A 26,569-nucleotide genomic window follows, 5' to 3' on the forward strand; every position below is an offset into this window, starting at 1 on the left:
CGGATCGGCTCCCACGCCGACCCCTTGCCGCCTTCAAACCAAGCCCCGCGCCCGCCATCCGTGCGCCCGCGCACATGGTCCGCGCCGCTCAGCCCTCGCGGGCCATGTCGAGATAGAGCTCGCGCAGGCGTCGCGTGAGGCGGCCGGGCTTGCCGTCGCCGATCGGCGTCCCGTCGATCGCCACCACCGGCATCACGAAGCTCGACGCGCTGGTGATGAAGGCCTCCGCCGCGTCGTGGGCCTCCTCCAGGGTGAACAGGCGCTCCTCGACGCGAAGCTGCGCCTCCTGCGCCAGCCGCATCACGGAGCGGCGGGTGATCCCCGGCAGGATCGCGTTGGAGAGCGGGCGGGTCACGATGGTGCCGTCGCGGGTGATGATGAAGGCCGTGGACGAGGAGCCCTCGGTGACCGCGCCGTCCTCCACCATCCAGGCCTCGCCCACGCCCGCCTCCGCCGCCGCCTGCTTGGCGAGCACCTGGGCAAGCAGCGCCACCGACTTGATGTCGCGCCGCTTCCAGCGCAGGTCCGGCACGGTGACGACGGCGATGCCGCTCTCGGCCTGGGGCGAGGCGAGGATAGACTTCGGCTGGGTGAACATCACCACGGTGGGCGTGGCCTCCTTCGGGAAGGCGAAATCGCGCTCGGCCGCGCCGCGGGTCACCTGCGTGTAGACGATGCCCTCGTCGAGCTCGTTGCGGGTGATGAGCTCGGTCTGGAGGCCGACCCACTCCTCGTCCGAGTAGGGGTTCGCGATCCGGATCTCGCCGAGGCTGCGGGCGAGCCGCGTGAGGTGGCCCTCGTTGTCGATGAGCCGGCGGCCGACGACCGCGCTCACCTCGTAGATGCCGTCGGCGAACAGGAAGCCGCGGTCCATGATGGGGAGGCGGGCCTCCTCGAAGGGGAGGAACTCGCCGTTCACGAAGACGATGCGCGCCATGACTGTTTCACCGAGCGGGCAGGGGGCCCCTGCGGCCCTTCTGGGACAGATTCGCCGCGAGGGGAAGCACCCGCGATTCTAGCGGGGCACCGCGCCGCTGGCGGATGCGGTGTCGCGGCGGGGCGCGGCCTTGCCGGCGCGCCTGCGCAGCTCGGCCAGGACCCGGCGGCGGGCCGTGTCCGTAAAGGCCGCGAGCGTCTCCTTCGCCTGCGCCTCGCTCTGCCCGGAGGCCACGAGAAGCCCCTGCGCGAGGGATGCGTAGCCGTTGCAGGCCCGGGTGATGGCGCTCGCGGTCGCCTCCACGTCGGCGTCCGGCGCCACCGGATAGGCGAGGACGTCGCCCCTGGTCTTCTCCAGGCACAAGGTCCAATCGGCGAGGTGCTCGTCGGCGCCGGGCCCGCGCGCGGCTTCCTTGCGGGCGGGGGACGCCGGCTTCAGGGCCTTCGCGGCTGGCGCATCGGAACTCCCGCGCTGGCGGGGCGCGATGAACCGCTCCTGCGCCGCCCCCACATGGGACGCGGCCTGGGCGGGCGAATAGCCGATGCCGACCATGCCGGCCCGCGCGGCGTCGAGATGCCCGGCGCAGCCCTTCGCCCCGGGACGGGTTCGGGCGCAGGTCTCGTAGGCCCGCAGAGGCGCGTTCACGGCCCGCTCGAAATCGGGCTTCGGCGCGACCGCGGGCGCGGCGCACATCACCAAGGCGCAAAGCAAGCTCACGTCCGCCCCCTCGAACGCCCACGAAACCTCATGCGGGCGATTGACGGGATCCCTAGCAGCGGGCCCCTCGCGGCCGGATGAAGCGGATCGCTCGAATTGTGCGGGTCTTGGCCGTGCCGGTCAGATGCGCGACCAGGCGAGGCAGCCTGCGACCGCGGGCGAGCCGCCGACGAGGAGCGCGCCGTGGCCGATGAGGCGATAGGGGCTGCGATCGCCGGGCACGATGGCCAGAAGCTCGCCGGACGGATCGGCCCACACCACCCGCGCGTCGATCGCCGCCACGGCCGCGAAGGCCCCCGGCGCCCCGATGCCCTCGCGAAACAGCACGAGCACCGGCGCGTCGCCGCCCGGCGGCAGGGCTGCGATCGGTGCGGCGAGGAGGGCGATGGCGCTCAAGGCCGCTGCGACGCGCCCGTTTCCCGGCCCGCCCCGGTCCGCGTGCGCGCGCAGCCACAGGCCGAGCAGCAGGGGCGGAACGCCGAACATCACGACCCAGCCGATGTCCCAGAGGAGCGGGTTCGGCACGTCGACGCGGATGCGGTGGATGCCGAGCAGCCAGTGGAACAGCACCGTGTCCGCCGCCTGCCACAGGGCGAAGCCGAAGGCTGCGCCGGCCGCCACGCGCCGGTCGGCTCCCGTGCCCGAGAACCCGCCGCGCCGCCGCCAGAGCATCCACAATCCCACGGCCGCGATGGCGTACATGCCGACGTGGAATGCGCCGTCGGCAAGAATCTGCGCCCGGATGTCCCGCAGCGCCTCTCCGGGCACGAGGCTCAGGAGGTGGTGCCATTGCAGCACCTGGTGCAGCAGGATGCCGTCCACGAAGCCGCCGAGGGCGAAGCCCAGCACCCAGGCCCCCGCGGCAGGCGAGGGGGTGGAGGCGGTGGGAGGGCTGGCGATCGAGGCTGTGGCCATGGGGATCTCGTGGCGGCTGGCCTCCAACCCGGGCGGGGCGCCCCGCGTTCCATGCGGCGGCGCGTCCCACGAGCCCCCGTCGCGGGCGGCGGGGCTTGCCCGCCCCCGCGGACGTGGCACACTCCCCGGCGCAAACGTGGAGGGCCGCTCCGTGCCGAACCTGCGCCTGCTCGCCGCCTCGCTCGTCGCCCTCTGGCTTGCGCTTCCGGCCGCCCCGGCCTGGGCCGACACGGAGGTGGACCTCGCCCTCGTGCTGGCCGTCGACGTGTCCCGCTCCATGGACACGGAGGAACAGGAGCTCCAGCGCGAGGGCTTCGTGGAAGCCTTCCGCTCCGCCCTCATCCACGAGGCGATCGCGCGCGGCACCCTGGGTCGGATCGCGGTCACCTATGTGGAGTGGTCGGGGGTCGGGCAGCACACGGTGGTGGTGCCCTGGACCCTCGTGGACGGCCCCGGCACCGCCGACGCGTTCTCCGAGCGGCTGGCGAGCACGCCCATCGGCCGGGTGTTCTCCACCTCCATCTCCAGCGCGATCGACTTCAGCGCCCGCCTTCTCGACGACAGCGGCTTCGAGGCCATGCGCCGGGTCATCGACGTGTCGGGGGACGGGCCGAACAACCAGGGCCGCACCGTGACCTTCGCCCGCGACGAGGCGGTGGCGAAGGGGATCACCATCAACGGCCTGCCGCTCATGTTGAAGCGCCCCACGGGCTGGGGCGACATCGAGAACCTGGATCAGTACTACCAGGACTGCGTCATCGGCGGGCCGGGCTCGTTCATCGTGCCGGTGCGCGAGCGCAAGCAGTTCGCCGACGCGATCCGCACCAAGCTCGTGCGCGAGATCGCGGACCTGCGCGACCCCCATCCGCTGGTGCAGCGGGCGCAGGAGCGGGAGCGGATGAACTGCCTGATCGGCGAGCAGATGCGCCGGCGCAATTACGGCCCCTGACCCAAACACCGCCCGCCGTCCGTGCGCCGGAGCACGGCGGAGGCGGGAGCGCGCCCCTAAAGCGGTCGCACTCGGGCACCGGCCGCCACGGCGCGGCCGGCCCGGACGCGGGGCGGCCTCATCGGTGGTTCGATGGCCGCCCCGCCCTCGACCTCGCGTCGTCCTCGCGCATGGACGAGCGCGCCCGCCACCCCTATCTGTGCGGTGGCAAAGTTGAGGATGGCCCCATGCGCTTCGAGCTCTCCGACGAAGAAGAGATGATCCGCGACGCGGCACGCCGGATCGCGGCCGACCGGCTCGCGCCGCTGGCCGAGCGCCTGGACGCGGGCGAGGGCCGGGAGGGCTTCCTCGCCAACCTGCGCTCGCTCGCCGAGAACGGCTTCATGGCGCTCAACGTCGAGGCCCGCTACGGCGGCACGGAGGCCGGCACGGTGGCCTTCGCGCTCGCCATCGAGGAGCTCGCCCACGCCTGCGCCTCCACCGCCGTCACGGCGTCCGTCACGAACATGGTGGGCGAGGTGATCCAGGCGGTGGGCTCGGAGGAGCAGAAGGCCTTGCACCTGCCGCGCCTCGCCGACGGCACCTATCCGGCCGGCGCCTTCTGCCTCACCGAGAGCGGCGCGGGCTCGGACCCCGCCGGCATGCGCACCCGGGCGCGCCGCGACGGCAACGGCTACGTGCTCGCGGGCTCGAAGATCTACATCACGAGCGCCGAATATGCGGGCCTGTTCGTGGTCTGGGCGGTCACCGACCCCGAGGCGCCGAAGGGCAAGGGCATCTCCTGCTTCCTGGTCGAGGGCAACACGCCGGGCCTCGTGATCGGCAAGGCCGAGAAGAAGATGGGCCAGACGGGATCGGCCACGAACATCGTCCATTTCGAGGAGTGCCGCGTCACGGCGGATGCCCTCATGGGCCCGGAGAACGGGGGCTTCCGCACGGCGGTGGCGGAGCTCGCGGGCGGGCGCATCGGCGTCGCGGCGATCTCGCTCGGCATCGCGCGCGCCGCCATGGACGCCGCCAAGAGCTACATCCGCGAGCGCAAGCAGTTCGGCCAATCCATCGCCGACCTCCAGGGCCCGCAATGGATGGTGGCCGACCGGGAGGTGGACCTCGAGGCCTCGCGCCTCCTCATCCTCCAGGCCGCGCACCAGAAGGACGCAGGCCTGCCCTTCGCGAAGGCCGCCTCCATGGCGAAGCTCTTCGCCTCCGAGGCCGCCCACCGCTGCACCGACACGGCGATCCAGCTCCATGGCGGCGCCGGCTATTGCCGCGACTATCCCGTCGAGCGCTACGCCCGCGACGCCCGCATCACCCGCATCTACGAGGGCACCTCGGAGATCCAGCGCCTGATCATCGCGCGGGAGACGCTGAAGGCGGTGGCATAGCCTCCCCTCTCCCGGATGGGAGAGGGGTCGGGGGTGAGGGTTGCACGCCGGTCGGTTCGCAGCACCTCACCACCGCACCACCGTCATCCCCGGGCTTGTTCTTCGATAGGCTCAGGATGAGGCCGGGGACCCAGGCCTTCGCGTCGGCTGGATGGCCGGGTCAGGCCCGGCCATGACAAGCGGAGGTGGTTGGGCGAAATGGTGTGAGCGCGCCACCCTCACCCCCTGGCACTTCGTGCATCCCTCTCCCATTCGGGAGAGGGGAGACATCGGAGAGGCGGGGCGGCCCCCATCGTCGCAGGGGGCGAACCGGAGCGGGCGGGGGTCGTTGCCTGCCCGACGCCGCTCAGGAGATGGACAGCCCCATGAGCACCTATCGCCTCGACAAGCTCTTCGCTCCCAATTCCGTGGCCCTGGTGGGCGCGAGCTCTCGGGACGGGTCGCTCGGGCGGCGCGTCCTGCAGAACCTGCGGGACGCCGGCTTCAGGGGCCGCATCCAGCTCGTCAACCCGAAGCACAGCGAGATCGACGGGCTGCCCTGCGTGGCGCGGGTCGAGGACCTGGAGGGCGCGCCCGATCTCGTCGTGATCGCGGCCCCGCCCGCTGCCGTGCCGGGGATCGTGGACGCCGCCGGCCGCAAGGGCGTCGCGGCGGCGATCGTGATCACGGCGGGGCTCGGCCATGGGCCGGGCTCGCTCGCCGAGGCCGTGACCAGGACGGCCCGGCGCCATGGCGTGCGCATCGTCGGGCCCAACTGCCTCGGCGTGATCGCGCCCCATGCCCGGCTCAACGCGAGCTTCGCGGCCCGCAACGCGCCGGCCGGCGACCTTGCGCTGATCTCGCAGTCGGGTGCGATCGCGGCGGGTCTCGTGGAATGGGCCGCCGCGCGGCGGGTGGGCTTCTCGGCCGTGGTGTCGCTCGGCGACAAGACCGACGTCGATTTCGGCGACTGCCTCGATTATTTCGCCCAGGACCGGGCGACCCGCGCCATCCTGCTCTACGTCGAATCGATCCACACCGCCCGCAAGTTCATGTCGGCGGCCCGGATCGCGGCCCGCGCCAAGCCCGTCGTGGTGATCAAGTCCGGGCGGCACGCCCAAGGCGCGCGGGCCGCCGCCACCCACACGGGCGCTCTCGCGGGGTCCGACGAGGTCTACGACGCGGCGTTCCGCCGCGCGGGCCTCCTGCGAGTGTTCGACCTCGACGAACTCTTCGCCGCGGTCGAGACGCTCGGGCGCCAGAAGCCCTTCGCCGGCAAGCGCCTTGCCATCCTCACCAATGGCGGTGGCGTCGGCGTGCTCGCGGTGGACCGGCTCGTCGACCTCGGCGGCTCGCTCGCGGGCCTGTCCGAGGGCACGGGGGCGGTTCTCGACAGCCTGCTGCCGGAGACCTGGTCCCACGCCAATCCCGTCGACATCATCGGCGATGCCGACGCCACCCGCTACGCCACCTCCCTCGACGCGCTCCTCAAGGACGACGCCAACGACGCGGTGCTCGTGATGAACGTGCCCACCGCCATGGCGAGCGCCGCGGAGGCGGCGGAGGCCGTGGTGGAGACCGTGCGGCGCGACCGGGCGAGCGGCTACCGCCGCAAGCCCGTCTTCGCGGTCTGGCTCGGCGAGGACGGGCGCTCGGCCTCCGCCTTCGAATCGGCCGGCATCCCGCACTTCGCCACGGAGGCCGACGCGGTGCAGGGCTTCATGCACCTGGTGCGCTACCGCGAGGCGCAGGACGCCCTCATGGAGACGCCCGACAGCCTCCCGCAGGATTTCGTCCCCGACGCCGCCACCGCCCGCGCCATCGTGGCTGCCGTGATCGCGGAGGGGCGCACCTGGCTCGACCCGCTGGAGGTGAGCCGCCTGCTCGCCGCCTACCAGATCCCCGACGCCTGCGTGACGCTCGCCCGCACCCCCGACGAGGCGGCCGAGGCCGCGCGGCCCCACGTCTCGGCCGGCGCCACGGTGGCGGTGAAGATCCTTTCGCCCGACATCGTCCACAAGTCCGACATCGGCGGCGTGCTCCTCGATCTCACGAGCGAGGACGCGGTGCGCGAGGCCGCAGCCAGCATCCTGGAGCGGGCCGCCCGCCTGCGCCCCGGCGCCCGCGTCACCGGCGTCACCGTCCAGCCCATGGTGCGCCGGCCCAAGGCGCGGGAGCTGATCCTGGGGCTTGCCGACGATCCCACCTTCGGGCCCGTCATCGTGTTCGGGCGCGGCGGCACGGCGGTGGAGGTGATCAACGACAAGGCGCTCGCCCTGCCGCCCCTCGACATGAATCTCGCGGCAAGCCTCGTCGCCCGCACCCGGGTCTCGCGCATCCTGAAAGCCTATCGCGACGTGCCGGCGGCGGACGAGCGGGCGATCCAGCTCGTCCTCGTGAAGCTCGCCCAGCTCGCCGCCGACGTGCCCGAGCTGCGCGAACTCGACATCAACCCCCTGCTCGCCGATTCGAACGGCGTGATCGCGGTGGACACCCGCATCGCCGTGGCGCCCGCCGAGACGCGCCGGGGCTCCGGCCATCCGCGCTTCGCCGTGCGGCCCTATCCGAAGGAGTGGGAGCGCCGCTTCGAGCTGCCGAGCCACCGCCGGGTCTTCGTGCGCCCCGTGCGGCCGGAGGACGAACCCCTCTTCGTCGCGTTCTTCCAGAGGGTCACGGTGGAGGACCTACGGCTTCGCTTCTTCGCCCCCGTGAAGGAGTTCAGCCACGCCTTCATCGCCCGGCTGATCCAGATCGACTACGCCCGCTCCATCGCCTTCGTGGCCATCGACGAGGAGACGGGCGAGATGATGGGGGCCGTGCGCCTCCACGCCGACGCCAACAACGAGGCGGGCGAGTACGCCATCCTCCTGCGCTCCGACCTGAAGGGCCTCGGCCTCGGCTGGCGCCTCATGCAGCTCATGATCGAGTGGGCCCGCCACGAGGGCCTGCACCACGTGGAGGGCCAGGTGCTGCGCGAGAACACGGTGATGCTGGAGATGTGCGCGGGGCTCGGCTTCGAGATCCGCTCCGACCGCGACGACCCGGAGATCAAGGTCGTGCGGCTCGCCGTGGCCGACATGCCCGAGGATCAGCGGCTCGCGGGGTAGGGGCCTTCAGCGCGTCAGGGCAAGCCGCGCGCCGAGGCCCACGAGCGCGACGCCGAGAAGGGCCGTGATGCCCCGCCTCAGGCGCAGGAAGCCCCGGCGGATGTGCTCGGCGGAAAGGAGCAGCGCCAGCGTGAACGACCACGCCGCCGAGACGCCCGCGACGGTGAGGCCCGTCGCCGGAAAGAGCCAGCCGGGTGCGTCGGCGGGGAGCACCGCCGCGTAGAAGCCGGCGACGAAGGCGGCCGATTTCGGGTTCGCCATGTTGACGACATAGCCCCGCCGGAACGCCGCCGCCCCGCTCAGGCGAGGGCCCTCAGGGATCGCGCGGCCGGTGCCAGGTCGGACGCTCCAGAGCATCCGCAGCCCGAGATAGACAAGATAGAGGGCGCCCGCGATCCGCAGCGCCTCGTAGAGCCAGGCCACCTGCGCCACCACGAGGGCGAGCCCCATGGCGCCCGCCATCGCCCAGGTGAGCGACGCGGCCGCGACGCCGGCCGCCGCCCAGAGCCCCGAGCGTCGCGAGGCCAGCGCCTGCGTGGTGATCATCACGAAGTTCGGGCCCGGGCTGAGCGCGGCGAGAAGGCCGATGCCAGCGACGGTGGCGAAGTGGCTGACGTAATCCATGGACGGGCCTCCGACAGGCGGGCCTTACGCGGGCAGCGCCTGCATCTCGCCGATGAGCTCCTGGAGGTCGGGCAGCGCGCGTTCCGCCGCCTGGCGCCCGAGCTCGATGACCTCCGCCGCGCGGTGGAACTCGAACAGGCCGATGCCGCCGAGCTTCGGCGCGATCATCACGTCGGGCGGGTCGCCCGCGAGGCGCGAGCGCGAGATGCGGTCCTGGGTGATGTTGAAGGCGTCCATCATCACGCTGGCGATGCCGGGGCCGGGCGTCTTGGGCCGCGGGCGGGGCTTGTCGCCGTTGGCCCGGGGCGCGAAGAGGCCCCAGCGCCGGGGCTCCTCGACGACAGCCTCCACCACCTCGTCCTCCTCGCCGCCATAGGCCTGGATCACGGTTCCGCGCAGCTTCATGTCGCCGTTGAGGTTGACGCACAGCACCACGTCGGCGCCGAGCGCCCGGGCCGTGGTGACGGGCACGGGGTTCACCAGCGCGCCGTCCATGAGGAGCCGGCCCTTGATGCGCACGGGATCGAAGATCCCGGGAAGGGCGTAGGAGGCCCGCATGGCCTCGATGAGCGGCCCGCGGCTGAGCCAGATCTCGTGACCCGTGCCGATCTCCGTCGCGACGCAGGCGAAGCGGCGGCCCAGATCCTCGACCTTCAGCTCCGCGAGATCGCGCTCCAGGAGGCGACGCAGGCGCTCGCCCGCGATGAGGCCGGAGGAGCCGAGGTGGAAGTCGAGCAGGCCGACGACGCCGCGCTTGCTCAGGCTGAGCGCGAATCGCTCCAGCTCGTCGAGCTTGCCCGCCGCGTAGCAGCCGCCCACCACCGCGCCGATGGAGCAGCCGGCGATCACGTCGACCGGGACGCCCGCCGCCTCCAGCACCCGCAGGACGCCGATATGCGACCAGCCTCGCGCCGCGCCGGCGCCGAGCGCGAGCCCGACCCTGATCTTGTGCCGCCCGCCATTGTCGGGTGCGGGCACTATCGACGTCATCGCGCCTTCTCCGCTCGCCAGAGCCGCCCGCTTCAAGATCCCGTCCCAGAACATGGGAGTCCCCGATCGTTCCGGGGACCAGCCTGCATGGGGACCATGAAGCCATCATGAATCGAACGTCCCCCACGCGCGGGCCGGATGCAAGGCCGGCAAAAAGGGAACGCAACCTGGGTTAACGCGTTACCCGGCCTGACGAGAAAGCTTCCGCGGGGGAGTCCCAGTGCCTGATCACGACGATCTGGATGCCGCCCGGGGTCCCGGGCGGTCGGCTCACCTCAATGGCGGCGCGTTCCGGCGTTCGGAGTCCGTTCCCCTCGATCGATCCACCCAAGACCGCATCGGCTTCGCGTTGAGATCGCTCTATGACGGCCTCATGGACGAGCCCGTCCCCAACCGCCTCACCGACCTGATCCGCCGCCTTGACCGCGGCCAGGGCGGCTGAGCGGAGCCGCCTTTCTCCTTTCTCCTCAACATCTCCCGGGTCTCCGGCCCCTCCGCGAAATCGTCGCCAAGCGCGACGTTTGCGCCCTGTTTGCGCCGTGAGGAGCGCTTGACCAGCGATTCAGGCCGGTTCACACTCGTTTTCGGCTGGATCGTTCGGGCGACGTCGCGTCACCTCTATCCGCCCAAAACGCCGCTCGGGGCAACCGGGCGTTGATGCCGGCCGTCGAGAGCCGGGCCACGAGGAGGATTGAATGGCCATCGTCAACATGACGGTGAACGGGCGCGCCGTCACCGCCGACATCGACCCGCGCATGCTGCTGGTGCAGTTCGTGCGCGAGAACCTGCGCCTGACGGGAACCCATGTCGGCTGCGACACCAGCCAGTGCGGATCCTGCGTGCTTCATGTCGACGGGCAGGCCGTTAAGGCGTGCACCGTGCTGGCCATCCAGGCCGACGGATCGAGCGTGACGACGATCGAGGGGCTGTCGGCGGCGGGCGGCGAGCTGCATCCCATGCAGGCGGCCTTCCGCGAGCATCACGGCCTCCAGTGCGGCTATTGCACGCCCGGCATGATCATGGCCGCCATCGACATCGTGAACCGCAAGGGCCACGCCCTCGACGAGACCACGATCCGCGACGAGCTCGAGGGCAACCTGTGCCGCTGCACGGGCTACCACAACATCGTCAAGGCGGTGGCCGCGGGCGCCGAGGCCATGGGCCGCGAGCCCATCCGCCAGGCCGCGGAATAAGCCCACGCCCGTCCGCGTCGTGCGGGGCGGCGCCCCGCAGGCCGGGGCCCCGCGCCCCAGCCCGCCAGCGCCGGTCCTCCACCGCGAATGGGCTTAGACGCCCCATTCACGCCGACCAGGGCCCCGCGCCGACAACCCTCTGAGGGGAGGGGCGCGCCGGGGCCGTCACCTCCAGGGAGGACCATCATGACCGGAACCGGCATCGGCGCGCCCGTGCGCCGCAAGGAGGACCAGCGCTTCATCACGGGCGCGGGCCGCTACACCGACGACCTCAGCCGTCCAGGCCAGGCCCACGCCTATTTCCTGCGCTCGCCCCACGCCCACGCCAAGATCCTGTCCATCGACACCGCCGCTGCCCGGGCCATGCCCGGCGTCGTCGCCATCCTGACCGGCGACGATCTCGCGGCCGACAAGATCGGCGGGCTCATCTGCGGCTGGATGATCCACTCCAAGGACGGCTCGCCGATGAAGGCTGGGCCGCATCCGGCGCTCGCCCAGGGCAAGGTGCGCTATGTGGGCGACCACGTGGCGGTCGTGATCGCCGACACCTACGCCCAGGCCCGCGACGCCGCCGAGGCGATCGAGGTCGCCTACGAGGTGCTGCCCGCGGTCGTTGATGCCCGCGCGGCCCAGAAGGCCGGCGCGCCGCAGGTTCATGACGTCGCCGACGACAACACGGTGTTCCGCTGGCACCTGGGCGACAAGGCCTCGACCGACGCCGCCTTCGCCCGCGCGGCCCACGTGACGAAGATCGACCTCGTCAACAACCGCCTCGTGCCCAACCCCATGGAGCCCCGCGCGGCGGTGGGCGAGTACGATCCCGGCAACGAGTCCTACACGCTCTTCACCACGAGCCAGAACCCGCACGTGGCGCGGCTCGTGCTCTCCGCCTTCATCGGCGTCGCGCCCGAGCACAAGCTGCGGGTGATCGCGCCCGACGTCGGCGGCGGCTTCGGCTCGAAGATCTTCATCTACGCCGAGGAGACCGTGTGCGTGTGGGCCGCCAGGAAGGTGGGCCGTCCCGTGCGCTGGACGAGCGACCGGACGGAGGCCTTCCTCTCCGACGCCCATGGCCGCGACCACGCCACCCACGCCGAGCTCGCCATGGACGAGAACGGCAAGATCATCGGCCTACGGGCCCAGACCATCGCCAATCTCGGCGCGTACCTGTCGACCTTCTCGTCGTCGGTGCCGACCTATCTCTACGCGCCGCTCCTGTCGGGCTCCTACGACATTCCGGCGATCTACGCCGAGGTGGACGGCGTCTACACCAACACCGCGCCCGTCGACGCCTATCGCGGGGCCGGGCGGCCTGAGGCCACCTTCGTGGTCGAGCGCCTCGTCGAGGTCGCGGCGCGCGAGCTCGGGATGGATCCGGCGAAGTTCCGCAAGCGCAACTACGTCAAGCGCTTCCCGCACCAGACGCCGGTCATCATGACCTACGACGCGGGCGATTACGGCGCCTCCATGGACAAGGCGCTGGAGCTCGCCGACTACAAGGGCTTCTCCCGGCGCAAGCGCGAGAGCGCCCGGCGCGGCAAGCTGCGGGGCATCGGGTTCTCGTCCTATATCGAGGCCTGCGGCATCGCCCCCTCCCAGGCCGTGGGCTCGCTCGGCGCGGGCGTGGGCCTGTGGGAATCGGCTGAGGTGCGGGTCAATCCCACGGGATCGATCGAGGTGCTCACCGGCTCGCACAGCCACGGCCAGGGCCACGAGACCACCTTCGCCCAGCTCGTCTGCGACCGGCTCGGCGTGCCGATCGAGAACGTCATCATCGTCCACGGCGACACCGACAAGGTGCAGTTCGGCATGGGCACCTACGGCTCGCGCTCCGGCGCGGTCGGCATGTCGGCCATCGCCAAGGCGATCGACAAGGTGATCGTGAAGGGCAAGAAGGTGGCGGCCCACGTGCTCGAAGCCGCCGAGGCCGACATCGAGTTCAAGGACGGCAAGTTCACGGTGGCCGGCACGGACCGCGGGGTCGGCTTCGCCGACGTGGCGCTCCAGGCCTACATCGCCCACAAGTTCTCAGGCCAGGACCTCGAGCCGGGGCTGAAGGAGGGGGCGTTCTACGATCCCACCAACTTCACCTTCCCGGCGGGCGTCCACATCTGCGAGCTGGAGATCGACCCCGACACGGGCGTCACCACCATCGAGCGCTGGACGGCGGTGGACGATTTCGGCGTCATCATCAACCCGATGATCGTCGAGGGCCAGGTGCACGGCGGCATCGCGCAGGGCGTGGGCCAGGCGCTGCACGAGGGGGCGATCTACGACGAATCGGGGCAGCTCGTGACCGCGAGCTTCATGGACTACCGCATGCCCCGCGCCGCCGACCTGCCGTCCTTCCAGGTCGGCATGACCGTGACGCCCTGCCCGTCGAACCCGCTGGGCATCAAGGGCTGCGGCGAGGCGGGCGCGATCGCGGCCCCGGCCGCCGTCATGAACGCCATCACGGACGCGCTCGGCCACGAGGACATCGCCATGCCGGCGACGCCCCAGGCCGTCTGGCGCGCCGCCCAGAAGAACGCCGCCATGCGGGTCGCCGCCGAATAATCGCGGGAGGACAACGATGTACGCTTTCACCTACCACAAGCCCTCCTCCGTCCGGCAGGCCGCCGCCATGCTGGCCAAGAACGAGGACGCCAAGCTGCTCGCGGGCGGGCACACCCTGCTGCCCACCATGAAGCAGCGCCTCGCCAGCCCCTCGGCGCTCATCGACCTCGGCGCGATGCCGGAGCTCAAGGGCATCGAGCGCAAGGGCCGCTCCGTCGTAATCGGGGCCATGACCCGTCACGGCGAGGTGGCCGAATCGGCGGTCGTGCGCGAGGCCATCCCCGGTCTCGCCGAGCTCGCCGAGCTCATCGGCGACCCGCATGTGCGCCACCGCGGCACCATCGGCGGCTCGGTCGCGAATAACGACCCCTCGGCGGACTATCCCGCCGCGCTCCTCGCCCTCGACGCGACCGTGATCACCAACAAGCGCAAGATCGCGGCGGACGAGTTCTTCCAGGGGCTCTTCGTCACGGCGCTGGAGGAGGGCGAGATCGTCACCAAGGTCTCGTTCCCGGTGGCCCAGAAGGCGGCCTACGCCAAGTTCCGCAACCCCGCCTCGCGCTATGCGCTCGCCGGCGTCTTCGTCGCCAAGCGCGGCTCCGACGTGCGGGTCGCGGTGACAGGCGCGAGCGAGAACGGGGTGTTCCGCTGGACCGCCGCCGAGGAGGCGCTGAAGGCGCGCTTCACGGCGAAGTCCCTGGAGGGCATGGCGCCCTCGCCCGACGGCATGATCGGCGACATCCACGCCGATTCGGCCTACCGCGCGCACCTCGTGGGCGTCATGGCCCGCCGCGCCGTGCAGGCCGCGACGTCGCGCTGACGCAAGACAGATTCCTCCCCCCGCCGGGCGGGGAGAGGAATCGTCCCGCCCCTGGCGGCTGTCGCCGCTCGCCGGAGAGCCGCCTCTTGACCCCGCTGCCTGCCTCCATCGACGCCACTCTCGCGCTCTTGCACAACAACGGTTACGTCGCCGACCGACCGCTCGCGACCGTCCTGTTCCTGTCCTTGAAGCTCGGGCGGCCGCTCTTCCTCGAGGGCGAGGCGGGGGTGGGGAAGACGGAGATCGCCAAGACGCTGAGCGCGGCGCTCGGGCGCAAGCTCATCCGCCTTCAATGCTACGAGGGGCTGGACGTCGGCTCGGCGGTCTACGAGTGGAACTATGCCGGCCAGATGATGGCGATCCGCCTCGCGGAGGCCGGCGGCGGGGTGGACCGGGAGCGCCTGGAGGGGGACATCTTCTCCGAGCGGTATCTCGTGCGCCGCCCGCTCCTCCAGGCCCTGGAGCCCGATCCGGCGGGCCCGCCCGTGCTCCTCATCGACGAGCTCGACCGCACGGACGAGGCCTTCGAAGCCTTCCTCCTGGAGGTGCTGTCGGACTTCCAGGTGACGATCCCGGAGCTCGGCACGGTGAAGGCCGAGCACCCGCCCATCGTCATCGTCACCTCCAACCGCACCCGCGAGATCCACGACGCCCTCAAGCGCCGCTGCCTCTATCACTGGGTCGACTACCCGGACGCTGCCCGCGAGCTGGAGATCGTGCGCGCGAGGGCGCCGGGGGCGCCCCAGAAGCTCTCCCGCGAGATCGTCGCCTTCGTCCAGGCCATCCGCAAGGAGGACCTGTTCAAGGCCCCCGGCGTGGCCGAAAGCCTCGACTGGGCGAGCGCCCTCGTCGAGCTCGACGCCGTCGCCCTCGATCCCGCCCTCGTCTCCGACACGCTGGGCGTCCTGTTGAAGTACCAGGACGACATCCAGAAGATGCAGGGGTCGCGGGCCAAGGAGGTCCTGGATCAGGTCCGCGCCCAGATGCGAGGGGCGGCGTGACGAGCTCCCCTCTCCCAGGGGGAGAGGGGTTGGGGGTGAGGGGTGACCACGCTGGTCCAGTGGTCTCCCACCCGCTCGCTCCAACCCTCACCCCGGTCCCGAGGTGCCCACGAAGTGGGCCTCGAAGGGCGCTCCAGGAATCTCCCTTCGAGCGTGGCGATGTGCTGCGTGCTTCGAGACACCCGCTGCGCGGGCTCCTCAGCATGAGGGAGATATCTGGATCAGCGTCGTACCTCCTCACCCCCGGCCCCTCTCCCCATGGGAGAGGGGAGGGAGCCCTCCATGACCTCTGACGGCACCGGCCACCTCGCCGACAACATCGCCTATTTCGCCCGTGCCCTGCGGGCCGCCGGCCTGCCGCTGGGGCCGGGCTCGGTGGTGGATGCGCTCGATGCCGTGGAGGCGGCGCGGGTGGGGACGCGGGAGGATTTTTACTGGACGCTCCACGCCGTCTTCGTCACCCGGCGCGAGCACTCGGCGATCTTCGACCAGGCGTTCCGGATCTTCTGGCGCCGCCGCGCGCTCATGGAGAAGCTCATCGCCCAGATGTCGCCGATCGCCCCCGGCGACCCCACCCAGCCCGACAAGCCCAAGGCAGGGGCGCTACGGGTGGCGCAGGCCCTGGCGCCGAGACCTAAGCCCACCGACGAACCCCCGCCGCCCGAGCGCGAGATCTCGGCGCGGCTCACCATGTCAGACCGCGAGATCCTCAAGTCGAAGGACTTCGCCCAGATGTCGGCCGCCGAGATCGCCCAGGCCAAGCGCCTCGTGGCCGAGCTGCGGCTGCCCGACGACGCGCTGCCGACCCGCCGCCTCACCCCGAGCGCGGGCGGGCGGCGCATCGATCCGCGCCGCTCGTTCCGCCGCTCCCTTCGGGCGGGTGGGGCAGCCATCGAGCTTGCCATGCGCGACCGCATCGAGGCGCCGCCGCCGCTGGTGGCCCTCGTCGACATCTCGGGCTCAATGGCGGATTATTCCCGCCTTTTCCTGCACTTCCTCCATGCGCTGTCCGAGAAGCGGCGGCGGGTGCACGCCTTCGTCTTCGCCACGCGGCTGACCAACATCTCCCGCGAGCTCCAGAGGCGCGATCCCGACGAGGCGCTGGCGCTGGCAAGCAAGCGCGCCGAGGATTGGGAGGGCGGCACCCGCATTTCCGCCGCGCTCCACGATTTCAACCGCCACTGGTCGCGCCGCGTGCTTTCCGGCGGCCCGGTCGTGCTCCTCTTCACCGACGGCCTGGAGCGGGAGGTGACGCCGGAGCTCGCCTTCGAGATGGACCGCCTCAAGCGCTCCTGCCGCCGCCTCGTCTGGCTCAACCCGCTCCTGCGCTTCGACGCTTTCGAGGCCCGCGCCGCGGGCATCCGGGCCATGCTCCCCCACGTGCACGAGTTCCGGCCGGTCCACTCTCTCGCCTCCATGGAGGAACTGTGCCGGGCGCTTGCGGGCGACGGCTCCGCTGCCGCCGACCCCCGCCGCTGGCTCGCCCGGGTGGCCTGAGGGGCGGACCCGGGCGAGAGCGCTGCCCCGATCCTCACCCTCGTCCTGAGGCGCCCGCCGCAGGCGGGCCTCGAAGGGCCCTCCAGGGTTCTCCGAACCGCCAGGGCACTGTTTTGCGTGCTTCGAGGCTCGGTCCGCTCGCGCCTCAGCATGAGGGAGGAAGGGAACTCCCTTGGTCCTGATCAGACTCTGACAGCCCCGGCAAGCAAGAGACACCGCGCTCAAGCCGCCCTTTTTCCGTCAGGGTCTGAGGCTTATAGGAACCCCGCACGCTCGCACCCCTCCGGGGGCGAATCACAGATCCGTGGGGCTACCAACGACATGCGCCGTCCCGTCCTCGTCCTGGCGATCCTCGCCGCCATCGGCATGCCCGCCGCCGCGCAGACCCGGGTCACCCCGGAGAACCGCGCCCAGGTTCAGCTCTCCTTCGCGGGCATCGCGAAGCAGGCCTCGCCGGCGGTGGTGAACGTCTACGGGGCGCGGGTGGAGCAGCGGGCCAATGCCGGCATGGACGACTTCTTCCGGCGCTATTTCGGCGACGGCCAGCCCGGCGCCATGCCCCAGGACCGGGTGCAGCGCTCGCTTGGGTCGGGCGTCATCGTCGACGCCTCGGGCCTCGTCGTGACGAACAACCACGTCATCGAGAACATGACCGAGGTGAAGGTCGCGCTCACCGACCGGCGCGAGTTCGAGGCCGAGATCGTGCTGCGCGATCCGCGCACCGACCTCGCCGTGCTCCGCCTGAAGGGCGCCGCGAGCTTCCCCACCCTGGCCCTCGGCGATTCCGAGGCGCTGGAGGTGGGCGACCTGGTGCTCGCCATCGGCAACCCCTTCGGCGTCGGCCAGACGGTGACCCAGGGCATCGTCTCGGCGCTCGCGCGCACTCAGGTCGGGGTCACCGACTACCAGTTCTTCATCCAGACCGACGCGGCCATCAACCCCGGCAACTCGGGCGGCGCCCTCGTCGACATGTCGGGGCGCCTTGTCGGCATCAACACGGCGATCTTCTCCCGCTCGGGAGGCAGCCACGGCATCGGCTTCGCGATCCCCGCCAGCATGGTCCGCACCGTGGTTGATTCGGCCAGGGGCGGCGGCAAGACCGTGCGCCGGCCGTGGCTCGGTGCCCGCCTCCAGGCCGTGAACCCCGAGATCGCCGAGAGCGTCGGCCTCGACCGGCCGACGGGCGTGCTGGTCGCGGGCGTGGTCGAGAAAGGCCCCGCCGAGGAGGCCGGCATCCGGCGCGGCGACGTGATCCTGGAGGTGGACGGCCGCGAGGTCGACGACCCCGAGTCCTTCGGCTACCGCTTCGCCCTGAAAGGCGTGGAGGGCCGTACCGCCGTCACCGTGATGCGCGGGGGCAAGCGCAACGCGCTCCAGGTCCGCCTCATCACGGCGCCCGAGACCCGGCCGCGCGATCCCGTGCGCATCCGCGCCCGCTCGCCGCTTGCCGGCGTCACGGCGGTGAACATGTCGCCCGCGGTGGCGGAGGAGATGTCCCTCGACGTCGGAACGGAGGGCGTGGTGCTCCAGGAGGTCGAGCGCGGCAGCGTCGCGGCGCGGGTCGGCTTCCAGCCCGGCGACCTGATCCTCGCGATCAATGGCGAGCGCATCGCCGCGTCCCGCGACCTGGAACGGGCCATGCGGGACGGCCGCGGCGTGTGGGAGATCACCCTCAACCGCGGCGGGCGGGTCTTCACGACCGTGCTCGGCGGCTAAATCTCAGGCCGCCTCGGCGAACTCTACGATGCCCCGCGCCTCGGTGAAGCGGCGCAGGAGCGCGTCGACGCAGTCGGGATCGAAGTGGCCCCCGCGCTCGCGCAGGAGCGCGTCGCGGGCATCCTCGATGGACCAGGAGCGCTTGTAGGCGCGGTTCGAGGTGAGCGCGTCGAACACGTCGGCGACGGCGGCGATACGGCCCGCGACGGGGATGTCCTTGCCCCGGAGGCCGTTCGGGTAGCCCGTGCCGTCCCATCGCTCGTGATGCGTGGCGGCGATGAACTCGGCGGCCTGGATCAGCGGGAAGGCGCTGCCGCGCAGGATCTCACGGCCGATCTCCGTGTGGCTCTCCATCACGGCCCGCTCCTCGGCCGTGAGAGGGCCCGGCTTCTGGAGAACGGCGTCGGGAACGCCGATCTTGCCGACATCGTGCATCTGGGCCGCCAGATACAGAAAGCGGCTCGTCTCGGCGCTGAAGCCGAGCTCCAGCGCGATGAGCTCGCACAGGCGCGCCATGCGCAGGATGTGGTCGCCGGTCTCCCGGTCGCGATAGCCGCCCGCTCGGGTGAGGCGCAGGATGATCTCCTCCTGGACCTGCTCGATCTGGTCGTTCATCCGCTCCGTCTGGCGCTCGGTCCAGGCGCGCTCGCGCCGCAGCGCCAGGGCGCAGGCCTCGAGCGCCAGGAAGCGGTGCAGGCGGGTCTCGATCTCGACCGTGGCGCAGGGCCAGACCGCGACGTCGCTCGCTCCGTTCTCCAGGGCCGCGACGCGGGCCCGGGCCGCCTCGGGCGCCGCGATGTAGAGAAGCGGCAAGAGCGGTCCCCGAGCGCGCAGGGACATCACGGCCGCGGGCCCGCACACCTCGTCGTGAAGTGCCACGGCGGCAAGCTCGGGCGACGTCGCGTCGAGGTCGTCCACGCGGTCGATCACGATCAGTGCGGCGCGCCCGAAGCCTGAGCCCGCGAGGGCGCCATGGACATGCTCGATCAACGCGCGGCTTTGCGCCACCACGGCGATCTGGGAGGGGCCGCGGCGCATCTCCCTCACGCGACGAATCCTCGGGCCGCATGGCTGCGGGTGGAGCGCACGACGCGTTGCGCCGTCGCGAGATGCTGCCCGGCGAGAGTGACCGTCACCCGCTGCACCATCTCGCGCCGGCGCCCGCCGCCGTTGGAGGCGGCGCTCTCCACGTCGGGAGCGAGGGAGGGCAGGGGCTGCATGACGGACGGCCTCGTTGCGGTCCGTCACGCATAGGCGCCAAACGTAATGGGTGGGTTACCCCGGCCGCCGAAACCCCGGGATGTCGTGTGATTTGCCGCGTTTTGGCTCGCGGTGCCGGATGCCTTGATCCGTTTCGCCTCGTGCGGGCAGCGGCACCCCGCATGCGACGCGGCGGCAGCCCTCCCGCATTGCCGAGGTGAGCGCCAAGCGATAAAGCCCGGAGAACCGTTTCGCACGAGGGGTTCACCGTGCCCGTACTCCCCACCTCCGTGGATCTGACCTCCGACACCGCCTCCGCCAACCGCGGCGCCTGGGCGGCCCTTCGCCGTGAGCTCGGGGGCTTGCGCGAGGCTGCGGCCCAGGGCGGCCCGGCGCGCGCCCGCGAGCGCCATCTCGCCCGCGGCAAGCTCCTGCCCCGCGAGCGCGTCATGCGCCTCCTCGATCCCGGCTCCCCCTTCCTGGAGCTGTCGCCGCTCGCCGCGCACGGCATGTACGACGACGCGATCCACGCGGCGGGGGTGATCACCGGCATCGGCCGGGTGTCGGGCCGCGAGGTCGTGATCGTGTGCAACGACTCGACGATCAAGGGCGGCACCTACTACCCCATGACGGTGAAGAAGCATCTGCGGGCCCAGGAGATCGCCCGCGAGAACCGGCTGCCCTGCGTCTATCTCGTGGATTCGGGCGGCGCGAACCTGCCGCACCAGACCGAGGTGTTCCCCGACCGCGACCATTTCGGCCGCATCTTCTACAACCAGGCGACGCTGTCCTCGCAGGGCATCCCGCAGATCGCCTGCGTCATGGGCTCGTGCACCGCGGGCGGCGCCTATGTGCCGGCGATGTCCGACGAGACCGTGATCGTGCGCCGCCAGGGCACGATCTTCCTGGGCGGCCCCCCGCTCGTGAAGGCGGCCACCGGCGAGGTGGTGTCGGCGGAGGATCTCGGCGGGGCGGACGTGCATGCCCGGCAATCGGGCGTCGCCGACCACTACGCCACCGACGACGTCCACGCGCTCGCCATCGTGCGCCGGATCGTCGGCACGCTGAACACCCGCAAGAGCATCGACATCGACATCGCCGAGCCCGTCGAGCCCGCCTATTCGATCGACGACCTCGATGCCATCGTGCCGAGCGACCTCAAGAAGCAATACGACATCCGCGAGGTCATCGCCCGCCTGGTGGACGGTTCGGAGTTCGACGAGTTCAAGCGGCTCTACGGCACCACCCTGGTGACTGGGTTCGCCCGGATCTGGGGCATCCCCGTCGGCATCATCGCCAATAACGGCATCCTGTTCTCGGAGAGCGCCCAGAAGGGGGCGCACTTCATCGAGCTGTGCTGCCAGCGGCGCATCCCGCTCCTGTTCCTGCAGAACATCTCCGGCTTCATGGTCGGGCGGCAATACGAGGCGGGCGGCATCGCCAAGGACGGCGCGAAGCTCGTGACCGCCGTGGCTTGCGCCCAGGTGCCCAAGGTGACGCTTCTGGTGGGCGGCTCGTTCGGCGCGGGCAATTACGGCATGTGCGGGCGCGCCTACTCGCCCCGCTTCCTCTTCACCTGGCCCAATTCCCGCATCTCGGTGATGGGCGGCGAGCAGGCCTCCAGCGTGCTCGCCACCGTGCGCCGCGACAACATGGAGGCCGAGGGCAAGACCTGGGCGCCCGAGGAGGAGGAAGCCTTCAAGGCGCCGATCCGCGCGAAATACGAGGAGGAGGGCTCGCCCTACTACGCCACCGCCCGCCTCTGGGACGACGGCATCATCCTCCCGTCCGAGACGCGGCGGGTGCTGGGCCTGGCGTTCTCGGCGGCGCTCAACGCGCCGGTGCCGGAGACCCGGTTCGGCGTGTTCAGGATGTGACGGACCGCCTCTCCCCGCATGCGGGGNNAGCCCCCCTCGTCGGGGGCTGAGGCGAGCGCGGCAGCGCAAGGGTGAGAGGGCGTCTCAGGATGGAGTCTCACCCGGAAACACCCCCTCACCCCCGCTCACTTCGTTCGCTCGCTTCGGCTGCCGTTCCGCAGCCGAAGCCCTCTCCCCGCCCGGCGGGGAGAGGTGAAGGCGTCGCGCAGTCCGGGAACCATCCCCGCCTCCCCAGCTTTACCGCACGAACCCCTGTAACCGGATCCGCGTCCCCATGGCCAAGCCCCTCGTCGTCTCCATTCCCCACGGCCTCGGCAAGGACGAGGCGCGGCGGCGGCTGGAGACGGGGTTCACGGGGCTCAAGCAGCAGTTCGGCCAGCACCTCACCGCGGTGCAGGATACCTGGACCGGGGACCGGATGGACTTCAGGCTCGCCGCGATGGGCCAGCAGGTGACGGGCCATCTCGTGGTCAAGCCCGACTGCGTGGACCTTGAGGTCAACCTGCCGTTCCTGCTCGCCATGATGGCCGACAAGGCGAAGGCGCTCATCCAGAAGCAGGGGAACCTGATGCTGGAGAGGAAATAGACCGGGGGAGCCGTGCCGGCTGGGATCGAGACCCGGCGACGCGCCTATGCCGACGCCGTGACCCATGCGGCGGGCGTCGCGAGCCCGCGCCTCCACGCGGCCTTCGCCTCCGTCCCCCGCGAGCGCTTCCTCGCTCCGCCGCCCTGGACGGTGTTCGAGCCCGGCGACCTCGCGCCGAAGGTGACCTTCGATCCGGCGGATCTCTACCAGGACGCTCTCGTCGCCATCGATCCGGCGCGGCGCATCAACAACGGCCAGCCCTCGCTCCATGCCCGCTGGCTCGCCGCCGTCGATCCCCGGCCCGGCGACCGGGTGGTGCAGATCGGCGCGGGCACGGGCTACTACACCGCGCTCCTCGCCGAGCTCGTGCGCCCCACCGGCCGGATCGACGCCTACGAGATCGAGGCGGACCTCGCCGAGATCGCGCGGGCGAACCTGCGCCCCTACGCGGACGTGACCGTGCACGCGGCCTCGGCCGTGGGCGTGCCCCTGCCGCCCGCCGACGTGATCTACGTGTCGGCCGCCGCGTCCGTCCCGGCTGCCGCCTGGCTCGATGCGCTGGCGCCGGGGGGCCGCCTCGTCATGCCCTGGGAGCCCGTGGCAGGCTTGGGCGGCGTGACCCTGCTCGTGCGGCGCGAGACGTCTGGCTTCTCGGCGGTGCCGACCACCCTCGTCGGGTTCATCCCGTGCCAGGGCCTCGACGAGCGCCCGCGTGCCCGCGTGCATCCCGACGCCTTGCTCGCGACCCGGTCCCTGTGGCGCGTGGCGGAGCGCGCCCCCGACGAGGCCGCGACGGCGGTCTTCACGGACCTCTGGTTTTCGTCGAGCCCCCTCGGCTAAGCTCGGGGCCCAAGAGGATCCCGCGATGCGCCTGTCGATCGTCGTGCCGGTGCTGGACGAGGCCGGAGGCGTCCGCGACGTGCTGGGCCGCTTGGCGACCCTGCGCAGGCGCGGCGCGCAGGTGATCGTCGCCGACGGCGGCAGCCAGGACGACACCCCGGCGCTAGCCCGCCCCCACGCCGACCAGGTGATCGCCGCCCCGCGCGGGCGCGCCTCTCAGATGAACGCCGGCGCGGCGATCGCAAGCGGCGACGTGCTTCTCTTCCTCCACGCCGACACGGTCCTGCCCTGCGAGGCCGACCGGCTGATCGCCGCGGGCCTCCGGGACACGGGGCTTGCCTGGGGGCGCTTCGACGTCGCGATCGCGGGCCGCCATCGGCTCCTGCCGGTGATCGCCGCCCTGATGAACCGCCGCTCCCGCCTCACCGGCATCGCCACGGGCGACCAGGCGATGTTCGTGCGCGCCGACGCCTTCGCCCGGGCCGGGGGCTTCCCCGACATCCCCCTCATGGAGGATATCGCGATCTCGCGCGCCTTGAAGCGGATCTCGCCGCCCCTGTGCCTGTCCCGGCGCGTGATCACCTCCGGGAGGCGATGGGAGAAGAACGGCGTGGTTCGCACCATCGGGCTCATGTGGCGGCTGCGGCTGTCCTACTTCCTTGGCGCCGATCCGGCACGGCTCGCGCGTTCCTATGGCTACCGGCCGCGCGATGAGTAGCGTCGCGGTTCTCGCCAAGGCACCCGTGCCGGGCTTCGCCAAGACGCGGCTCATCCCGCGTCTTGGCGCGGAGGGCGCCGCCGATCTTCAGGCCAGGCTTACCGAGCGCGCGGTGGCGACCGCGCTCGCCGCCGGCATCGGCCCCGTGACGCTGTGGTGCGCGCCTGAAACCTCCCATCCGGCCTTTCTCGCTCTCGCGCAGCAGTTCGGGGTGACGCTTCGCGTCCAGCCGGAGGGCGATATCGGCCGGCGCATGCTGGCCGCCTTCGAGGCAACGGCGGGCCCCCTCGTGCTCATCGGCACCGACTGCCCGGTGCTTCGGCCCGACGACCTTCGCGCCTCCCTCAACGCGGTCGAGGGGGGCGCCGACGCGGCGTTCAGCCCGGCGGAGGACGGCGGCTACGGCCTCGTGGCCGCCGCGCGCGCCCTGCCGGCGCTGTTCGAGGGCGTGCCGTGGAGCACGGGGGAGGTGATGAGCGAGACCCGCGCCCGCGCCGCCGAGGCGGCCCTGAGCCTCGCGCTTCTCGACCCTGTGTGGGACGTGGATATGCCCCAGGATTACGACCGCCTCGTCGCGAGCGGCTTGATGCGGGATCGGAGGCTTCCATAGGCTTGGTGCCGCTCTCGCAGCTTGCACGCGAGATGCCTCACAGGGCCGACGGTCGGCGAGGCCAACGTCTCGGCGCCCGGCCAGACGAGCAAGCGGTCAACCCGTCGTTCCGTGGTGGCGGCGCTGTCGCGCCGCACCCCTCTCTCCATCTCTCCCCCGCAAAGGGGGGAGAGGGATGATCGGCATCCCTGGCGCAGACCGCTGAAGTTTCGCGGAGACGGGCATTCCCGCCCTCTCCCCCACTTGCGGGGGAGATGCCCCGTCAGGGGCAGAGGGGGGGCGGCGAGGCGAATGCCTCGCCGCGCGACCGGACGAGCAAGCGATCACCCGACGTTGAATCGGGTCCGGTGCTATCCCGCCGCCCAACTCCGGCAACGGGGAAGGGGCATCTGCTTTAAGCTGGGGAGGTGCTTGACCAAGCGGCCTCGCTTCCATCACCGCTCATCGCGTTCGGAGCTCGGCCTCGAACGTGTGGCCCGCCGTCCCGGATGTCTCTACCGCTCCTTCGACTTCGCCTTCTTCTTGTGCGGCGGCCGGTCCTTCGGCGGTCCGTCGCGGCGGGGCGGGGCTGCGTCCGCGTGGCGGTTGTCGCCGTCGGGGCGCTTGCGGGCGAAGGGCTTGTGCGCCTTCTTAGGAGGACCCTTCGGGCCCTCGAAGGGCTCGATGCGGATGTCCTCGTCGTTGGTGGACCGGCGAACCGACGCCATGAACCGGGGCGCGTGGACCTCCGCGATCTCGAAGGTGGTCTCCCGGTCGAAGATGCGGATGACGCCGACCTCGTTCTTCGTCACGTGGCCAAGGCGGCAGATGATGGGCAGAAGCCAGCGCGGGTCGGCGTTGTTGCGCCGGCCGACATTCATCCGGAAGCGCACCATGCCCTCGGAGCCCGGGCCGTCGTCGGCGGGGCGGGGCGGGCGGGTGGGCTTGCCGTCGCGGCGGTCCCCACGCTCGGGCCGGTCGCGGCCGGGCCGCTCGGAGGCGCCGCCGTCGTCGAACACCTCCTCGGGGGCGGGCAGGCGGGCGCGGTAGATGCGGACCAGGGCGGCGGCGACGTCCTCGGGCGAGCGCTGCTCCAGGAGCGTGCGGGCCCAGGCGGCATCCTCCTCGGTGGTCTCCTCCGTGAAGGCCGGATCGGCGACGAAGCGGCGCTGGTCGGCGGCGCGCACGTCGTCGGCGGAGGGCGGCGGACCCCAGAGCGCGTCGACGCGGGCGGCGGCGAGCAGGGACTCGGCCTTGCGGCGGCGGGTATAGGGCACGATGAGCACGCAGGTGCCCTTGCGGCCCGCGCGCCCCGTGCGGCCACTGCGGTGGAGGAGCGTGTCCCGGTTGTTGGGCAGGTCGGCGTGGATCACGAGGCCGAGATCCGGCAGGTCGATGCCCCGCGCCGCCACGTCGGTGGCGACGCAGACCCGGGCGCGGCCGTCGCGCAGGGCCTGGAGGGCGTGGGTGCGCTCGCTCTGGGTCAACTCGCCCGACAGCGCCACCGCCGAGAAGCCCCGCTCCACGAGGCTGCCGTGCAGGTGCCGCACCGCCTCGCGGGTATGGCAGAAGATCATGGCGCCCCGCGCCTCGACGAAGCGCAGGATGTTGACGATCGCGAGCTCCATCTCGTTGGGCGCGATGCGCACGGCCCGGTACTCGATGTCGCCGTGGGGCTGGCTCTGGTCGATCGTGTCGATGCGCACCGCCTCGCGCTGGTAGCGCTTGGCGAGCGTGGCGATGTCGCGCGGGATGGTGGCCGAGAACAGGAGCGTGCGCCGCTCGGCCGGGGTCGCGTCGAGGATGAACTCCAGGTCCTCGCGAAAGCCGAGGTCCAGCATCTCGTCGGCCTCGTCGAGGACGACGGCCCGCATGGCGGAGGTGTCGAGGCGGCCGCGCTCCAGGTGGTCGCGCAGGCGGCCGGGCGTGCCGACCACGAGATGGCAGCCGTCGGCGAGCGCGCGGGCTTCGCGCCGCACGTCCATGCCGCCGACGCAGGACGCCACCCGTGCGCCCGCCGGGCCGTAGAGCCAGATGAGCTCGCGCTGGACCTGAAGCGCCAGCTCGCGGGTCGGCGCGATCACGAGGGCGAGCGGCGCGCCGGGGGCGCCCATCCGCTCCTCGGTGCCGAGCAGCGTCGAGGCGAGCGCCAGGCCGTAGGCCACCGTCTTTCCCGATCCCGTCTGGGCCGAGACCAGGAGATCCCGGTCATGCGCCTCCGGCTGGAGCACCGCCGCCTGGACGGGCGTCGGCTCCGCGTAGCCCTTCGCGGTGAGGGCGGCTTCGAGGGTGGGATGCGTCGAGGGAAAGGGCATGGACCGGTCGATTTAGGAAAGCTGTCTGCGACATGCAGGGCCTTTGGAGTGCATCGGC

Annotated in this window: 23 protein-coding genes; 15 read left to right on the forward strand and 8 right to left on the reverse strand. The window is 71.7% G+C overall.

Annotated elements, in window-relative coordinates; all coding sequences use genetic code 11:
- Positions 1 to 88 precede the first annotated feature (88 nt).
- The 3 genes from F0L46_RS07080 to F0L46_RS07090 form a co-directional block, all read right to left on the reverse strand.
- Positions 89 to 937 carry a D-amino-acid transaminase gene (locus tag F0L46_RS07080; RefSeq protein ID WP_149816359.1) on the reverse strand — a complete coding sequence of 283 codons (849 nt, stop codon included), beginning with the start codon at positions 935 to 937 and terminating at the stop codon, positions 89 to 91.
- 78 nt (positions 938 to 1,015) lie between these two features.
- On the reverse strand, positions 1,016 to 1,654 hold the full coding sequence (locus F0L46_RS07085; protein WP_149816360.1) for a hypothetical protein: 639 nt from the start codon (positions 1,652 to 1,654) through the stop codon (positions 1,016 to 1,018).
- Between the two features lie 120 nt (positions 1,655 to 1,774).
- The gene (locus F0L46_RS07090; RefSeq protein WP_149816361.1) at positions 1,775 to 2,569 is read right to left on the reverse strand and encodes a DUF2243 domain-containing protein; all 795 of its coding nucleotides are present in this window, start codon (positions 2,567 to 2,569) and stop codon (positions 1,775 to 1,777) included.
- 151 nt (positions 2,570 to 2,720) lie between these two features.
- Here F0L46_RS07090 and F0L46_RS07095 point away from each other — a divergent pair, with 151 nt between their 5' ends.
- The 3 genes from F0L46_RS07095 (at position 2,721) to F0L46_RS07105 (ending at position 7,989) form a co-directional block, all read left to right on the forward strand.
- The gene (locus F0L46_RS07095; RefSeq protein WP_240539897.1) at positions 2,721 to 3,518 is read left to right on the forward strand and encodes a DUF1194 domain-containing protein; all 798 of its coding nucleotides are present in this window, start codon (positions 2,721 to 2,723) and stop codon (positions 3,516 to 3,518) included.
- A gap of 227 nt (positions 3,519 to 3,745) precedes the next feature.
- Complete coding sequence (locus F0L46_RS07100) at positions 3,746 to 4,903, forward strand: acyl-CoA dehydrogenase family protein (protein ID WP_149816363.1); 1,158 nt, start codon at positions 3,746 to 3,748, stop codon at positions 4,901 to 4,903.
- Between the two features lie 365 nt (positions 4,904 to 5,268).
- The gene (locus F0L46_RS07105; protein ID WP_149816364.1) at positions 5,269 to 7,989 is read left to right on the forward strand and encodes a bifunctional acetate--CoA ligase family protein/GNAT family N-acetyltransferase; all 2,721 of its coding nucleotides are present in this window, start codon (positions 5,269 to 5,271) and stop codon (positions 7,987 to 7,989) included.
- Positions 7,990 to 7,995: 6 nt separating this feature from the next.
- On the opposite strand, the gene F0L46_RS07110 is transcribed toward F0L46_RS07105, so the two are convergent.
- Complete coding sequence (locus F0L46_RS07110) at positions 7,996 to 8,613, reverse strand: LysE family translocator (RefSeq protein WP_149816365.1); 618 nt, start codon at positions 8,611 to 8,613, stop codon at positions 7,996 to 7,998.
- A gap of 24 nt (positions 8,614 to 8,637) precedes the next feature.
- Positions 8,638 to 9,603: a patatin-like phospholipase family protein gene (locus F0L46_RS07115; protein WP_240539898.1), complete on the reverse strand. Its 966-nt coding sequence runs from the start codon at positions 9,601 to 9,603 to the stop codon at positions 8,638 to 8,640.
- 220 nt (positions 9,604 to 9,823) lie between these two features.
- Between F0L46_RS07115 and F0L46_RS07120 the strand changes: the two genes are divergently transcribed.
- The 7 genes from F0L46_RS07120 to F0L46_RS07150 all read left to right on the forward strand — a co-directional run bounded on the left by F0L46_RS07120 (position 9,824) and on the right by F0L46_RS07150 (position 18,386).
- Positions 9,824 to 10,045, forward strand: a complete 222-nt coding sequence (locus F0L46_RS07120; protein ID WP_149816367.1) for a NepR family anti-sigma factor — start codon at positions 9,824 to 9,826, stop codon at positions 10,043 to 10,045.
- A 253-nt stretch (positions 10,046 to 10,298) separates the two neighbouring features.
- A complete protein-coding gene (locus F0L46_RS07125) occupies positions 10,299 to 10,796 on the forward strand; it encodes a (2Fe-2S)-binding protein (protein ID WP_149816368.1) in 498 nt (165 codons plus the stop codon).
- Positions 10,797 to 10,982: 186 nt separating this feature from the next.
- Entirely contained in the window at positions 10,983 to 13,352 is a 2,370-nt protein-coding gene (locus F0L46_RS07130) for a xanthine dehydrogenase family protein molybdopterin-binding subunit (protein WP_149816369.1), read from the forward strand.
- A 16-nt stretch (positions 13,353 to 13,368) separates the two neighbouring features.
- On the forward strand, positions 13,369 to 14,172 hold the full coding sequence (locus F0L46_RS07135) for an FAD binding domain-containing protein (protein ID WP_149816370.1): 804 nt from the start codon (positions 13,369 to 13,371) through the stop codon (positions 14,170 to 14,172).
- An 86-nt stretch (positions 14,173 to 14,258) separates the two neighbouring features.
- Positions 14,259 to 15,173 (forward strand): AAA family ATPase, encoded by a 915-nt coding sequence (locus tag F0L46_RS07140; protein ID WP_149816371.1) that lies wholly within the window; start codon positions 14,259 to 14,261, stop codon positions 15,171 to 15,173.
- Positions 15,174 to 15,455: 282 nt separating this feature from the next.
- Positions 15,456 to 16,670 carry a vWA domain-containing protein gene (locus tag F0L46_RS07145; protein ID WP_240539899.1) on the forward strand — a complete coding sequence of 405 codons (1,215 nt, stop codon included), beginning with the start codon at positions 15,456 to 15,458 and terminating at the stop codon, positions 16,668 to 16,670.
- Between the two features lie 321 nt (positions 16,671 to 16,991).
- Positions 16,992 to 18,386 (forward strand): DegQ family serine endoprotease, encoded by a 1,395-nt coding sequence (locus F0L46_RS07150; RefSeq protein WP_149816373.1) that lies wholly within the window; start codon positions 16,992 to 16,994, stop codon positions 18,384 to 18,386.
- A 3-nt stretch (positions 18,387 to 18,389) separates the two neighbouring features.
- Here the strand turns inward: F0L46_RS07150 and F0L46_RS07155 are convergent, their stop codons facing one another.
- Together F0L46_RS07155 and F0L46_RS26065 are read right to left on the reverse strand one after the other, a co-directional pair.
- Positions 18,390 to 19,424, reverse strand: coding sequence for an HD-GYP domain-containing protein (locus F0L46_RS07155; protein WP_240539907.1), 1,035 nt, complete (start codon positions 19,422 to 19,424; stop codon positions 18,390 to 18,392).
- Positions 19,425 to 19,429: 5 nt separating this feature from the next.
- Positions 19,430 to 19,606, reverse strand: a complete 177-nt coding sequence (locus F0L46_RS26065) for a hypothetical protein (RefSeq protein ID WP_188311885.1) — start codon at positions 19,604 to 19,606, stop codon at positions 19,430 to 19,432.
- A 249-nt stretch (positions 19,607 to 19,855) separates the two neighbouring features.
- Between F0L46_RS26065 and F0L46_RS07160 the strand changes: the two genes are divergently transcribed.
- From F0L46_RS07160 to F0L46_RS07180, 5 genes are all read left to right on the forward strand, one after another.
- Complete coding sequence (locus F0L46_RS07160) at positions 19,856 to 21,463, forward strand: carboxyl transferase domain-containing protein (RefSeq protein ID WP_149816374.1); 1,608 nt, start codon at positions 19,856 to 19,858, stop codon at positions 21,461 to 21,463.
- Between the two features lie 274 nt (positions 21,464 to 21,737).
- The gene (locus F0L46_RS07165; protein ID WP_149816375.1) at positions 21,738 to 22,049 is read left to right on the forward strand and encodes a polyhydroxyalkanoic acid system family protein; all 312 of its coding nucleotides are present in this window, start codon (positions 21,738 to 21,740) and stop codon (positions 22,047 to 22,049) included.
- Positions 22,050 to 22,061: 12 nt separating this feature from the next.
- Positions 22,062 to 22,889, forward strand: a complete 828-nt coding sequence (locus F0L46_RS07170) for a protein-L-isoaspartate O-methyltransferase family protein (protein WP_149816376.1) — start codon at positions 22,062 to 22,064, stop codon at positions 22,887 to 22,889.
- Positions 22,890 to 22,914: 25 nt separating this feature from the next.
- Positions 22,915 to 23,607 (forward strand): TIGR04283 family arsenosugar biosynthesis glycosyltransferase, encoded by a 693-nt coding sequence (locus F0L46_RS07175; RefSeq protein ID WP_149816377.1) that lies wholly within the window; start codon positions 22,915 to 22,917, stop codon positions 23,605 to 23,607.
- Complete coding sequence (locus tag F0L46_RS07180) at positions 23,600 to 24,217, forward strand: TIGR04282 family arsenosugar biosynthesis glycosyltransferase (RefSeq protein ID WP_210247618.1); 618 nt, start codon at positions 23,600 to 23,602, stop codon at positions 24,215 to 24,217. The genes F0L46_RS07175 and F0L46_RS07180 overlap by 8 nt, the downstream gene beginning before the upstream one ends.
- A gap of 494 nt (positions 24,218 to 24,711) precedes the next feature.
- Here F0L46_RS07180 and F0L46_RS07185 read toward each other — a convergent pair whose 3' ends face one another.
- Complete coding sequence (locus tag F0L46_RS07185) at positions 24,712 to 26,511, reverse strand: DEAD/DEAH box helicase (protein WP_149816379.1); 1,800 nt, start codon at positions 26,509 to 26,511, stop codon at positions 24,712 to 24,714.
- Positions 26,512 to 26,569 lie beyond the last annotated feature (58 nt).

This window comes from Salinarimonas soli (assembly GCF_008386575.1).
Taxonomy (GTDB): domain Bacteria; phylum Pseudomonadota; class Alphaproteobacteria; order Rhizobiales; family Beijerinckiaceae; genus Salinarimonas_A; species Salinarimonas_A soli.